Annotated in this window: 10 protein-coding genes; 7 read left to right on the top strand and 3 right to left on the bottom strand. The window is 51.3% G+C overall.

Annotated elements, in window-relative coordinates:
* The first annotated feature begins 197 nt into the window (after positions 1-197).
* The 5 genes from def (at position 198) to SH302x_RS06875 (ending at position 5,225) form a co-directional block, all read left to right on the top strand.
* On the top strand, positions 198-788 hold the full coding sequence (gene def / locus SH302x_RS06895; protein WP_479367995.1) for a peptide deformylase: 591 nt from the start codon (positions 198-200) through the stop codon (positions 786-788).
* Between the two features lie 97 nt (positions 789-885).
* Positions 886-1,947, top strand: coding sequence for a methionyl-tRNA formyltransferase (locus SH302x_RS06890; RefSeq protein ID WP_479367994.1), 1,062 nt, complete (start codon positions 886-888; stop codon positions 1,945-1,947).
* Between the two features lie 5 nt (positions 1,948-1,952).
* Positions 1,953-3,149: an aminotransferase class I/II-fold pyridoxal phosphate-dependent enzyme gene (locus SH302x_RS06885; protein ID WP_479367993.1), complete on the top strand. Its 1,197-nt coding sequence runs from the start codon at positions 1,953-1,955 to the stop codon at positions 3,147-3,149.
* A 191-nt stretch (positions 3,150-3,340) separates the two neighbouring features.
* A complete protein-coding gene (gene murB, locus SH302x_RS06880; protein ID WP_479367992.1) occupies positions 3,341-4,219 on the top strand; it encodes a UDP-N-acetylmuramate dehydrogenase in 879 nt (292 codons plus the stop codon).
* An 82-nt stretch (positions 4,220-4,301) separates the two neighbouring features.
* Positions 4,302-5,225: a cell division protein FtsQ/DivIB gene (locus tag SH302x_RS06875; protein WP_479367991.1), complete on the top strand. Its 924-nt coding sequence runs from the start codon at positions 4,302-4,304 to the stop codon at positions 5,223-5,225.
* Between the two features lie 170 nt (positions 5,226-5,395).
* On the opposite strand, the gene SH302x_RS06870 is transcribed toward SH302x_RS06875, so the two are convergent.
* Positions 5,396-7,069 (bottom strand): sigma-70 family RNA polymerase sigma factor, encoded by a 1,674-nt coding sequence (locus SH302x_RS06870; RefSeq protein ID WP_479367990.1) that lies wholly within the window; start codon positions 7,067-7,069, stop codon positions 5,396-5,398.
* 382 nt (positions 7,070-7,451) lie between these two features.
* On the opposite strand from SH302x_RS06870, the gene SH302x_RS06865 reads away from it, so the two are divergent.
* Positions 7,452-8,789 carry an outer membrane protein assembly factor BamB family protein gene (locus SH302x_RS06865; RefSeq protein ID WP_479367989.1) on the top strand — a complete coding sequence of 446 codons (1,338 nt, stop codon included), beginning with the start codon at positions 7,452-7,454 and terminating at the stop codon, positions 8,787-8,789.
* A gap of 69 nt (positions 8,790-8,858) precedes the next feature.
* The gene (locus SH302x_RS06860) at positions 8,859-9,740 is read left to right on the top strand and encodes a rhomboid family intramembrane serine protease (protein ID WP_479367988.1); all 882 of its coding nucleotides are present in this window, start codon (positions 8,859-8,861) and stop codon (positions 9,738-9,740) included.
* Between the two features lie 110 nt (positions 9,741-9,850).
* Here SH302x_RS06860 and SH302x_RS06855 read toward each other — a convergent pair whose 3' ends face one another.
* Together SH302x_RS06855 and SH302x_RS06850 are read right to left on the bottom strand one after the other, a co-directional pair.
* The gene (locus tag SH302x_RS06855; RefSeq protein WP_479367987.1) at positions 9,851-10,981 is read right to left on the bottom strand and encodes a TlpA disulfide reductase family protein; all 1,131 of its coding nucleotides are present in this window, start codon (positions 10,979-10,981) and stop codon (positions 9,851-9,853) included.
* Positions 10,982-11,241: 260 nt separating this feature from the next.
* Positions 11,242-13,479 (bottom strand): protein kinase domain-containing protein, encoded by a 2,238-nt coding sequence (locus tag SH302x_RS06850; RefSeq protein ID WP_479367986.1) that lies wholly within the window; start codon positions 13,477-13,479, stop codon positions 11,242-11,244.
* Between the last annotated feature and the right edge of the window lie 85 nt (positions 13,480-13,564).

The raw sequence follows: 13,564 nt of genomic DNA, 5'->3' as shown, positions 1-13,564 counted from the left end.
TAATCGGGAACCAGTCAGGCCAAAAGCAGCAAAACGCGGAGTTAACACCTCCGCGTTTTCTTTTGCGCGACAGTTTAAGTAATTCCTGCCCTACATTTCTGCGGTAGCTTCTTTTCAAGCTATACCGCGACGGGCTATATTACCTCAAACTGTGCCGATATTTTCTATTGTTTTTTGTTCCGAATTCAGGTTACCGAGTGGTTGACGATATACAACTGGTTCTATTCCCGCATCCAACTCTGCGATTCAAAAGCCAACCGGTCGCGCGCGTCGACAGCCAGCTTGCTGCCGTGGTCGATCGCATGTTCGATGTCATGTATGCCCAACATGGAGTTGGGCTTGCCGCCAATCAAGTCAACGTTCCACTCCGCCTTTTCATCGCGAACCCCGCTGGGAGAAAAGGAGAAGGAGAGGAGTTCGTTTTTATCAACCCGATCATTTCGCGCCAACGAGGGACCGAGGAAGCCGAAGAAGGATGTTTGTCGCTGCCAGGCTTATCTGCCAATGTAAAACGCAGCCGCTCGTTGCACGTCAGCGCATACGATGTCCAAGGCCGAGAAGTCGAATTGGACTGCGAAGGCTTTCTTGCCAGAATCATTCAACACGAGACCGACCATCTGGACGGGGTGCTGTTCGTTGACCGACTGGCCGAAAGCGATCAACGCTCGCTGGATTATGATATCTCCACTTTAGTAGTCGACTTTGAATCCCAACAGCGAACTGGCAGCATTCCCAGCGATGATGACCTGAAAGCTAGTGTGAACGATTGGTTATCTCGGTACGCATAGCTTGCCCAGACCATGCTTGGCAGAAATACATTTCGCTCAAGTGCTAGGCTAAGACAGATTCGTTTGCGTTTCGATAGCTTGATGAAAGGCCTCTGGCATGAGATTGATTTTGATGGGCACTGGCCCGTTTGCAGTTCCTGCCTTCGAGGCGATACGGCAATCCAACGATGAGATTGTGGCGGTAATTACAAAACCGTTTTCATCGGAAAAGAAAGCTCCGGTTAATCCCGTTGCCATGTGGGCTCAGCAAGCTGGCTTAAAGATCCAAACGCCGATCGACCTGCGGGATTATGAATCGATCGTGGAATTGAGAAGCTACGCTGCCGATCTAGCTGTCGTCTGCGATTATGGCCAGATCCTCAAACGCGAAGCGCTGGAAGCCTGCCGCCTAGGAGCAATCAATCTACATGGTTCGCTGCTGCCCAAACATCGTGGCGCTGCGCCGGTCCAATGGTCGATCTTGCTTGGCGACCGTCGAAGCGGTGTCTGCGTGATTCGCATGACGACGGGATTGGACTCAGGGCCGATTCTGGCTCGAGCAGAAACGGACATTCTTCCTGGAGAGAACGCGGCAGACTTGGAATCGAGACTTTCCGCCATGGGCGTGCAACCCACCTTGCAGGCGATCGATCTACTGCGTACTTGCCAGACGCTGGACGAGGTCAAGCTGTTGGGCGAAAAACAAGATGCTGGCCAAGCAACGAAGGCTCCGCGGCTGAATAAGTCGGATGGCCAACTCGATTTTCGCTGGCATGTAGATCTGCTGGACCGAGTGATCCGAGCAATGCAACCTTGGCCCGGTGCGTTCGCTGAATTGCAACTAGCAAATGGCAAACCTTTGCGCATTGCTATTCAAAAAGCACAGCCATTTCGATTTCCCTCGCTGTCGGCGCTGGCTGATGAACTGCCAATTGGAGCGTTGGGAACTTACTCAAATTGCCTTGCGATAATCCCAGCCCTTAGCAGCCAAACTGTCGAAACCGCAGGGGCTCTGAAGTCGCAGGATCTGGTCGTAGTCGCCGGCGATGGCTTGCTGCGAATCGACGTGTTACAACCCGCGGGCAAACGGAGTTTAGCTGCCAGCGATTTTACAGCAGGCTATTGTCGTCAGAGTCTCCTGCATTTTTCACTGCCAGCATCGACGAGCTTAATCGTTTGAATGAATTGAATTGGTTTACACAACGAGTGGAGCATTCGCTTGACCAGCGCAGGGCAGCAGGCTTGCTGCGCACTGCGGCGGAGTTTACTCATCGAAGTCCCACGGCTATTGAACTGTCGGGAAGAAGCCTTACCAACTTCGGCTCGAACGACTATTTGGGATTGCGCTGGCACCCCGAAGTTGTTTCGACTTCCATCATGACTCCGCAGTCTACATCCAGCGCAGCCAGTGACGCTGAAGCTTGGGGCAGTGGCGCCAGCCCGCTGGTCAGTGGTCGCACGCCAGCTCATGCAGAGTTGGAGCAGGCGCTCGCAGATTGGAAACAGTTTGATGCGGCCTTAACCTTTAGTAGTGGCTACGCAACCAATCTCTCCGTCTTGGCAGCGATCTCTCAGGAACAAGACTTGCTGTTTAGCGACGAACTCAATCACGCAAGCTTGATTGATGGTTGCCGATTGGCCAAGGCTCAGAAAGTTGTTTACCCGCATGCCGATTATGACCAACTAGCAAGCTTACTGGCGATGGCTTCCAAGAATCGGATAAAGTCACAAGGCTTCTGGATCATCAGTGATACCGTTTTTAGCATGGAGGGAGATCTAGCTGACCTACAGCAGCTCGTCGATCTAGCAAGACGATTTGATGCAGGCTTGGTATTGGATGAAGCCCATGCCGTTGGCGTATATGGCGAGGGGGGGCGTGGACTGGCCGTACCGGGAGTTGCTCCAGACGTTCCCATCGTGTGTATCGGAACTTGTAGCAAAGCGCTCGGGTCGATCGGTGGCTACGTTGTCTCAAACGCCGCGACGATTGATTACTTGCGACAGTTTGCTCGAGGTTACGTTTATTCGACAGCCTTGCCGCGGCGGACAGCCATGGCAACCCGTCAAGCGGTTTTGCTGTGCCAGTCGATGGAATTGGAACGCCAACGTTTGCGTTTCAGCAGCGCAGGGTTGCGCAGCGAAATCCTGGCTATGGGCGCTCAGACCAGTGGCAGCGACAGTCCTATTATTCCCGTTTACTTGGAAACGCCCGAAAGAACCGTGCAAGCTGCCCAGCGATTGCTTGAGGCCGGATTCTATGTTCCAGCAATTCGTCCCCCGACAGTTCCAAATGGACGAAGTTTGCTCCGAATCAGCCTGTCGGCGGCCCATTCGCAACAGCAAATTCAGCAGCTACTGGCAGCTTTGCGGTCAATATTCTAAGGTTTCGTCTGATGGCGACGCTTTTTTGCGACCTCCCAGCTAGGTCTGGGGGCTTGCTTACTCCGTTCCAGCAATCGACACTAACACACCGGCAGGTGTACCATTTCGCCTGCCGATCAGAAAACCGGAGCAGTTCGTTCAGGCGATAGGATTCCAATTCGCTTGCCAACCTTGTATTGATGAGAAATTGAATGAGTTTTTTAGAGGGATTCGGACACATCGTACGTGAAAACGTGATGCTGGCTGGGTACACCACATTGGGCCTTGGCGGACCTGCGCGTTTCTTTATTGAGCCATCTAGTGAAAAGGAATTGATCGGCGTCGTCGTCGCTTGCTCAAAGGCTTCAATCCCGCTGAGGATTATCGGCGGCGGTTCGAACTTGTTGATCCGCGAATCGGGATTTGATGGAGCTGTTCTTTCCTTGTCCGCACCTGTTTTTACTTCGATGAGCACGGATTCAGAGAAGGTTCACTGCGGTGGAGGAGCCAAACTAAGCCACCTGATCAGTTTTTGCATTGGATCGAAACTGGGTGGGCTTGAACATCTGGTTGGTATTCCAGGAACCGTTGGTGGCGCTTTGCATGGCAACGCAGGGACACTCAACGGTGACATTGGCTCACTGGTGCAGAGCGCTCGATTGCTGGAAAGCGATGGGACGATCTCAGTTATCGATCGTAAACAGATGCATTTCGGGACGCGACAAAGCTCCTTAGATGCTCTGGCCATTTTGGATGTGGAATTGAAGCTGCAATTCGGTGACCCAGCGGCCCTCACCAAACGCATGCAGACTTTGTGGATCTTAAAGCGGGCGCAACAGCCATCTCAGTCAGCCAGAACGGCGCTTGCGTTTATCGATGCGGGTCCAGGTTCGGCAGCGAAACTAATCTCCGAGTGTGGTTTAGCAGGCTATCGTAAAGGCAATGCTCAGATTTGCCCAGCTTTCCCAAACTATATCATCGTCGATGGCAAAGCGACCTCTGATGAGGTCTTGCTGCTGCTGGACTATGTTCGCAGTACGGTGGAAGAGCGAACTGGAGTGCAATTGCAGTCGCACTTGCGAGTTTGGTAGTATGGCAAGATCGACTGCATAAAGCAGCGAGTACAAAGACGAATGCTTTGCCTAATTTGAACGAAGGACCGGAGTGACAGGGATGTCCAGAGCGGAACCAGCACCAACGCCGCCGCGATCGTTTGTGAGTCGTAGTTTCGAGACTTGGTCTCGAATTGCCACTCGCATTCCTCGCGCCGCTGCGCTTAGCATGGTTGGCCCTGGATTGTTGATCGTAGTCGGCTACATCTTCTGGATAAGCTTTGGTGCGGAACGATTAGATCGAACTCTGTACGGTTTACAGCCCGAGAATGTTAACCTGTCCAACGTTCCCACTTGGATTCGCTCAGACATTGTTGGCGAAGTCTTTAAAGGTAGCCAACTGGAGTATATTTCGCTCCAAGACCGAGAGGCCTGTTCGACCATCGCCGCAGCTTTCGCAAGCCATCCATGGGTTGAACGTATCCTCCGCGTTCAAAAAATGGCTGGATCACAGGTTAAAGTGGACGTGGAATATCGACGCCCCTTTGCTTGGGTTTATTACGAGAAGGCAAGTCGCGCCAACGTTCGCTCCGAGACTGACGCCATTTCCACCTCATCTAAATCAGGTCAGCAAGTTGACAAGTTTTACTTTATTGTCGATGAGAACGGGGTAAATTTGCCCTGGAAAGACTTCGACTCGACTGACGTCTTGCGGTATTTTCACATCTACTGTCCCGACGTCGATCCACCGACCGGTCCAGTCGGTTCGGTCTATGGCGACCCTCGCATCTTGAACGCTTTGAAGATTTGCTCGATGCTGGAGCCCATGCGTGTCGAGTATGGCATCCAAAGCGTGAATGTCTTGCCGGAATCACCTGGCCAGGCCAACTCGCGCTGGGTCTATCAAGTCGAGCTGAAGGACAACCGTCTCATCTTTTGGGGACACGCGCCTGGCGAAGAACTGCCTAACGAGGACAATGCGGAAGCAAAGTTAGCGAAGGTCCGGCGACAGTTGAGTGGCGAGTTGGCCAACGCAAAACAATAAGCTTTCTGAGATAATATTCCAATCAAGTTCAACGTGGCCTTGAAGCCCCTCGCTGGGCAGCGGCCCAGCGGAATCAAATCCAGTATCGAACTGAGCCAAGCTGCCCTTGTTGTTCGCTCTCTTGAGCATGGACCGTGTTTACTGTACGGTCTCTTGAGCATTGACCGTGTTTATTGTACGGTCTCTTGAGCATTGACCGTATGAGCAGGATCAATATCGATGCCATCCATAAAGCTGGTCAAAGCTTTGCAACGTCCTGGGTTTTGCAACTTGCGGACTGCTTTGCTTTCGATTTGACGCACGCGTTCACGGGTCACGGAGAATATCTTGCCAACTTCTTCCAAGGTGTAGGAATATCCATCCGCCAAACCATATCGAAGCTTCAAAATCTCTCGTTCACGATAATTCAATGTTTGCATCGCATCATGAATATGGAACTTCAACGACTCTTGGTTGGCTTCGTACAATGGATCGTCATCACGATGGTCTTCCAAAAATTCGCCGAAAGTGCTTTCTTCATGGTCGCCAATGGGTTGGTCGAGTGAAAGCGGTTGCCGAGCCATCTTCACGATGACCTTCGCGTCTTCAATCGTCAGTTTCGCTCGTTTGGCCAACTCTTCCACCGTTGGCTCGCGACCTAGCTCTTGGACAAGATCTCGCGTGTACTGACGAACCTTGCTCATCGTATCAATCATGTGAATTGGTACTCGAATGGTTCGACTCTGATCCGCGATGGCTCGGGTGATTGCCTGACGAATCCACCAAGTTGCATAGGTTGAAAACTTGAATCCACGAGCATACTCAAACTTGTCGACAGCTCGCATCAGACCAGTGTTGCCTTCTTGAATCAGATCCAAAAAGCTCAAACCACGATTACGATACTTCTTGGCGATTGAAACTACCAGTCGCAAGTTGCCAGCCGAAAGTTCACTCTTGGCTTGTTCGTAATCTTCGCGGAATTGGGTAACACGTTCAACGCGACGTGCCAACGTGGCCGGAGTTTCAAAAGTTGCCTTCATGAGCTGATGCAATTCAGCTCTCAATGCGACGACATCTTCTGGGGATTGATTTGGGTTGGCTTCGGTCGCGGCAATACGCTCTCGAATGGATACAATTTGATTGTGAATCGCTCGCAATTTCTCAAAGATCGGTTCCAGTCGATTCGCTCGCAGATTCATCTCTTCCACCAAGCGTGTTGCTCGGTTGCGTCGGCGAACCAAGTTCTTCCAAGCGACGCGGCGATCAGCCATCGAGTTCTTTTTATCGATTGCAACTGAGTAATCTTTTTGATTGCAGGCAAGCAGTTTACGCAGTGTCTCGATATTGGGGCCAATGCGTTTCATGATGGCAGTTTTCTCAGTCGCGTTGGTTACGCTGACTTCGATCGTACGATCCAATCGCAGTTTGCCATCGCGGACTTGCTCCAGCAACTTGGTTGCTCCCAACAGTACGAAATCGGTAGAGACCAACCATTGACGATAGTGAGCTCGCATCATCTCGATACGCTTGGCATGAGCGATTTCTTGATGGCGGTTCAGCAAGGGAATTTCCCCCATCTGCATCAAGTACATGCGAACGGGGTCATCGGTTGCATCGACCGATACTTCCAACTCTTCTGGATCGATCAAAGCTTCTTCGTCGTCACCGTAATCGGAGTCTTCGATGGAGGATTCATCGTCGTCCACCAACTCTTCTTCTTCTTCGTCGACGACTTCGAACTCGCCATCAAAATCGCCGTCCGCACTGGTTTTGCGTTGAGCACCAGCATAGGCCAAAGTACTGCCAAATTCTTCTTGGAGAAGGATTTCATCACGATCGTATTCGCGGGCCGAGGAGTTCTTCATAGCTGCGGAATTCTTAAAGGACGCTGAGAAACTTGGATGCTGATCGATGTGATCGAGTTCCCGTTGGGGAATGACTAAATCAATTGCAGTCGGCGTACCAGAGACGGTTTCCTGGCCTCAGAAACAGGGCTAAGCCATTGAAAAACATGGACTTACGAAAATCGGCAGGGCATGACCGATAATTACAGCGTTGTAGAAAGTCAACATTTTCTTGGAAATAATGTTGAATCAGAGCAACATGATGCTTATTCGAATCGTCAAAAAAGCTGGGGCTGCTATCGGACCAAGTAACGTTCTTTAACTTGATCGAGTAGAATGAGTAGCCGCATCAGTCCTACCGTTGTATCTCTTGATAGTAATTGCCACAAATCACTTGGGAAGTATGAATACACTTACAAAGTTGGCTTTTTTCGCAGTGTCACTTTCGGCTTCTCTACCATTGGCTGCCCAGGATCATGCGGTTGCCAAGTACGCCGTTGAGAAAGCTTGGTCGGCAGAGCAACTGGCGGAAACGGAAGGTTGGGCGTGGCCTCAATTTCGAGGGTTGAGCGGCAATGGTTCAGCAGAACCGACTGCGACGCCTCCCACGACATGGGGCGAGCAAACGAACTTGCTCTGGAAAACTCCGCTACCCGGTCGGGCTTGGTCCTCACCGCTGGTCTGGGGCGACCGAGTTTGGGTGACGGATGCCGATAGTGAAGGCCATGAACAGCGGCTAATCTCGTTGGATCGAAAGACTGGACAGATTGTTTCAAACGATGTCTTGTTTCGCAATGACAGCGTTCAACCCGACTACCACGTAACAAATTCTTACGCTTCCCCCACCCCTGTCTGCGATGGCAAGCTTATCTATTGTCACTTTGGTGCATATGGAACCGCAGCCGTTGCAATGGATGTCGATGGTCCTGCAAAGATCGTTTGGCAACGCCGCGACTTGCCATGCAATCATTATCGTGGCCCAGGCAGCTCGCCAATTCTGTTTGAGAATTCGTTGATCATGCATTTCGATGGCTACGATCAGCAGTATGTGATTGCATTAGACCGCTTGACGGGAGAAACCCTGTGGAAGACGGACCGGCAAATTGAGTTTAAAACAGACAACGGAGACTTGCATAAAGCGTTTTCAACTCCGCACATCATTCAAGTCAACGGCCAACCCCAGTTGATCAGCCCGGCGGCCAATGCTGTCGAGGCTTACGATCCTCGTACTGGCAACCGGCTTTGGTTTGTGCGATATGAAGAACACTCCAGTGCGATTCGTCCACTTTTCGATGGCCAGCGAATATACATTTCTACGGGCTTTAGCAAGGCGAAGATGATGGCCATCGAACCGAGTGGCTCTGGAGATGCCACGGATACACACGTCAAATGGTTGGCCACAAAAGCGATTGGCTGCAAACCTTCACCGCTTTATGCAAACGGCAGGCTGTTTGTAATCGAAGATCGCGGAGTCATCAGTTGTCTCAATGCCGATGATGGTGAAATGATTTGGCAAAAGCGACTGGGAGGCGACTTTAGCGCTTCACCCATTCTGGCCAACGGGCACATCTATGCTTTTGACGAAATGGGGAAGGGGTATACAATCGCCGCTGCCGATGAAGCTGAAATTGTTAGCGAAAGCAGATTGGAGGCAGGCTGTATGGCTTCGCCCGTGGCCGTAAAAGACTGCCTTTTTGTACGAACTACCGCTGCTTTGTACTGCTTTCAAAACAAGAAATGAACAAGAATTAGCAGCAAGTAGTAACCATAGTTAGCTTGCTGTTTATTGCCGACAAGAATAAAGGTTGATATGGGAATCTATGACCGTGGGTACTATCGTGAGTCGCCTCCACCTGGCTTGGAATTGGGCTGGAATGGCAAATCACCGGTATCGATGATTATCATCATTTGCGCTGCATGCTTTGTAGCCAATCTTTTTTTTCAAACGGCGGACGGACGACGATTTTCCGACCTGATGGCTTTGCATACGGAGGACCTGACTCGCCCCTGGATGTGGTGGCGGATGCTGAGCTATGGTTTTGTACACTCATATCAATCGATTGGCCATATTCTATTCAACATGATGTCTCTCTGGTTCCTCGGACGTTCCGTGGAACAGCGCTACGGCTGGGGTGAATTCTGGCGGATCTATTTGCTCAGCGTCGTGTTTTGTGGGGCCGTGTATCTGGCACTTCACAACTTGGTCGACCAATCCGCAGGAGCGGTATTGGGAGCGTCGGGTGCCGTCCTAACCATTACGATGCTATTCGTTTTCAATTTCCCAAGACACGTGCTGTATCTGTTCGGCGTTGCTCCAGTCCCGGCGTGGGCCGTCGGTGCGTTTATCGTGGTCATGAATTTGCTATTCAAGTCGTCGCCGGATAACCCCGTCGCCTACGATGTGCACTTGGCGGGTATTGGCTTCGCCGCGGTTTATTTCTATGGCAACCTAAATTTCAATTTCCTTGAGAACTGGTCGATGAGTTATCGGCTTTGGAAGCGCAAAACGTTCGGTCCCAAGTTGAAGACGTTTACCGAGCCGGACAACAGTGTGGATACCGAAGCGATCGAAGCGGACCGGATCCTGGAAAAAATCCAGCAGTCAGGCTTAGACTCGCTGACCTCCAAAGAGAAGAAGTTTATGGAGCAGTACTCAAAAAAGGTCCGCGCTAAAAAGAACTCCCTCTCTTAGGCGAGTTGGTAATCCTACTTGTCAATTTGTTTCGGCAGCCGCAGTATGGTGCACTTAAGTCTGCCATGCATGCTCTCACGAAACGACAGGCGGCTAAAACGATCGCGTGCTTATAGATTCAACTCTTTTTGAAGCTGCTTCACAAATATCTCATACTCAGGTGCCTTGCCGCTCAGCTCATAAGCTTTTTGGGCTGTAGCGAGCGCTTCCTCGGGTTTACCTAAGCGATGTTGCAAGTGCGCTAGCGTGTCCAGTACGGTCGCGTGGGAATTATCGGCAAGCTCGGGTAAAATACGAGGGACGACATCTGCTGCAGCTTGTAGCAAACCTGAGTTCACGACATCTTTTTCCATCGAGATTTCATATGCCTTCCAGGCCATGTCGTGCTTGAAGACCGGGGAAACCGATTCATCGGCCATGATCGCCTGGAAAAGCTGTGTCGTAGAATCCGCTTCTGGCGCAAAGTCCATTACTAAGGTCAGCTTTGTGCCAGAAACATTCAGCTTGATCTGCTTGGTTTGAATCGACTTTTCAAACTTATCAATGACTGGTAGGGCGGCTGCGATGAAGGCCTGACGGTCTTGAGGATTTTTCAGACTCCTGGCGACTTGATTCAATTCAAGGTCAAGGTCGATCAGACGTTGCTCATCTTCAAACTCGCGTTTGAACTCGGCACGATCCCAGGTACCTTCAATGATCGCGTCCAAGGGTTCATCCATCACGGCTGGATTACCAACCCACTCTAGCAATCCATCACGGCCAATAATGTACGCCGTCGGGATCGTTGATTGGCGAGTAGCCAGCATGTAATCCCGCTGCACAGATTGGTCAGGATCGCTGCCCAGGAGGTAATGGCCCGTGATCTCGGCATACGTTTTGTCGTTGCCAATCGCATTGGGAGCTTCTTTGCTCAGCAACTTGTCAATCGCTTCTTTATCATCGTCGGTAACCGAAACGATTTGCAAACCTTTATCGTAATATTTCTTCTGCAACTCGGCCAAATGCGGCATACTTCGAATGCATGGGCCGCACCAAGTCGCCCAAAACTCAACGATGTAAACCTTGCCCTTTTCGAACTTCGTCACCGGCTTGAATTTATCACCGCCTAAGCTGATCCACTGATCTACGTCGATCGCAGGAGCTTTATCCCCGATCGTCAGCGTGGGTTCCGCCTGGGAGGATTGGCACCCAAATAGCAAGGCAGCAGTAAACGACAACGAGGCAAGAGTTTGTTTTTTCATAACCGAGCAGTGGGGTAGGGTGGGGCGCTGAAGATGAAGGATGTGAACTGTCACAGCCCCTTCAGATTAACAATTTCAATTCCGATGGGGAAGTTACCAGCAATTCCCCGTTTATGTCGATACGATTTTACAGCACAAAGGTTTACTTTTGACCGGCGCACTCAGCGTACCTGACTCCCTGACCTGCGTGGTACCGCACAGTTTTTTGCCATAGAAACGGCGATTCACAGGCATTTTAAGAGGTAACCACCGCCATACCGCTAATCTTCCTCAACGGCGATCACAACCCAACCCGTGTTGCCCCCGGTATGATTTTCCCCACCGCGGTCGCCAGCAAAATTTCTACGACCGCGAATTTGCACGGGTTCGATAGCCGATAACCGGCTTTTCTGGTCCACCGGGTCGAAAAGAGATTCGACAATGTTGTTGCGAGCCGACTTCACGAGACCATCAGAACTGCGGTCACTGGCAATTTGGTTGACAGTCGCAAGATCCGAAGCCAACAGATATGGCGTTCGGTCTGTCATTCCTTGAGCAGCTAGATTGGCATGGTTCAGGATCAATCCAGCTTGTCCTTTCAACAGGTCAGGTCGCGTATCTACTAAGATTGCCCGTCGCCCCAAGGAAAACTCTCCCAGCTCGACGGGAAAGGCCAAAACGCCAATTCGCTGCCGATCAGGCTCATCGCGCGGCGCACTCCAAATCGGCACGGCAAAGGTAATCAACAAGGTCTGCGTATTGGAACCTTGATATACAGAACTGGCGTAAACTTCCTTGCTCCCCAATGGGAACACCGGACCTTGTGTTGCTAGCTCCTCCAAGGTTAAATCGCGGCCCAGCGCATGAAAGTAATCGCGGTGCGCAAAATTTTGACCGATACTGCTGGCCTCAGGAACACGAGCAAGCTGAGTTCCCTCATAACCGCTGACGACCCAGGCCAACGCTTTGACCGACGAACCTGCAGAGATATAGCGTTTTTCCAGCCATCTTTGCAGCTCGTAAGTTGTTGTTGGACTGTAGCTGCCCGACGAACGCTTTTCGCTTGTCGCTTGCAGCAACAACGCCCGCAAGCTAGGAGATTCCGCTTCAGATTCGAGTATCTTCCAGTACAGCTCAATTTCGTACGCCACCGACTTGGCTAAGAACATCGCTGAGGTGCTGAGGTTCTCTCGCCGCGACTGTTCTGCGATCGCATGTGCTGTACGTTCTTTACTGTTCGCGCTGGCTAACCAAATCGATGACAACGCTGCCAGAAGTAAACAGCCCGTGAGACCTGCTAACGCGACAAAGGTTGCTAGACGATGACGGCGAAAAAAACGACCAAACCTTTCGGTTCCAGACTCCGAATAAGCGCTCACTGGCTCGTCAGCCAAATAACGTTCGACATCGCTGGCCAAATCCAACGCAGTGCCATAGCGGTCATGAGGCAGCAAGGCCATGGCCTTTTGGCAAATCGCATCCAATGCAGGGTCAATCGCCTTGTTGAACTCGGACGGATTGGTGATGCGACCTTCCAAGATCTTTGTACGGATCTCGATCAATGATTCGCCTGCGACGGGCGGCAAACCGGTAAGAATTTTATAAAGCGTTGCGCCCAAACTATAAATGTCACTTGCAGGCGTCGCTGCCAAATTCGATGCTTGCTCAGGACTCATGTAAGACGGAGTACCGGCAGCATGCTGCGAACTGTGCGAGTTACTTCCACTCATTGGCATCAGAGTAAGTTCGCCACTCTGGCGAAATCGTTCTTCCCGCGCGACCGGTAGAGCTAACCCCCAATCGACGACAATCGTTTCTCCATATCGACCTAGCATGATATTGTCAGGTTTGATATCGCGATGCACTATCCCGCGATTGTGCGCATAGGCAATCGTTTTGCAGACTGACACGAATGCTTGTAGCATCCCGCGAAATTCGACATGCTCGGTCCGCCCACTCAGCTTTTGCTGGGCATAGTAGTCGCGGATGGTGGCATCCAAGGTTTGCCCATCAATAAACCGCATCGCATAGTAGGGTACGCCGGTTGTCGTCTGGCCAACGCCGTACAGCGGAATGACACCAGGATGCTCCAGCCTGCCAGTAACCTCAGCTTCTAGTTCAAAAAACTGCCGGCCGACACTGTCACTTGCGCGTTGGGCATGCATGAACTTGACCGCAACTTGGCGATTCAACTGCAGGTCTTTTCCAACATAGACAGCACCCAAACCACCTTTTGCTAAAAACTTTAAATCCGAAACCCCCGTCTGAAAAGAAAGCTCGGCCGGGCTCTCCAGTGGACCACAACTATCCGCTGGCGAGTGCCGCTGTGCTACAATACGAGTCTGCAGCTCATCGAACACGTGCGGATGCTGCTCGCATAACTTGACAAGGTCTACTTGCTCTCCGCGCTGACAGGCATCTTCATAAACATCAAGTAGCTTTGCAATCGTGGATTCATCGGACATCAGGCTTCCAAAAACGATAGGAAGAAGTTGGCTTACCGAATAAGAACTGGACACGGTATCGGTCCAACCAGTGGGATTTCGTCCAGGTCCCTTTCATTATGCAGCAATTCATCGCCGCACTAGGCGGTCCATTTTAGTT

This window comes from Njordella calcicola (assembly GCF_056494125.1).
The sequence above is the reverse complement of the archived record's forward strand: the minus strand, read 5'-3'. Positions and strand labels throughout refer to the sequence as shown.

What these genes read in the sequence shown, in the direction of transcription:
- SH302x_RS06890 (WP_479367994.1), top strand. Translation starts at nt 886, where the DNA reads ATGAGATTGATTTTGATGGGCACTGGCCCGTTTGCAGTTCCTGCCTTC.
- murB (WP_479367992.1), top strand. Translation starts at nt 3,341, where the DNA reads ATGAGTTTTTTAGAGGGATTCGGACACATCGTACGTGAAAACGTGATG.
- SH302x_RS06875 (WP_479367991.1), top strand. Translation starts at nt 4,302, where the DNA reads ATGTCCAGAGCGGAACCAGCACCAACGCCGCCGCGATCGTTTGTGAGT.
- SH302x_RS06870 (WP_479367990.1), bottom strand. Translation starts at nt 7,069, where the DNA reads ATGAAGAACTCCTCGGCCCGCGAATACGATCGTGATGAAATCCTTCTC.
- SH302x_RS06865 (WP_479367989.1), top strand. Translation starts at nt 7,452, where the DNA reads ATGAATACACTTACAAAGTTGGCTTTTTTCGCAGTGTCACTTTCGGCT.
- SH302x_RS06860 (WP_479367988.1), top strand. Translation starts at nt 8,859, where the DNA reads ATGGGAATCTATGACCGTGGGTACTATCGTGAGTCGCCTCCACCTGGC.
- SH302x_RS06855 (WP_479367987.1), bottom strand. Translation starts at nt 10,981, where the DNA reads ATGAAAAAACAAACTCTTGCCTCGTTGTCGTTTACTGCTGCCTTGCTA.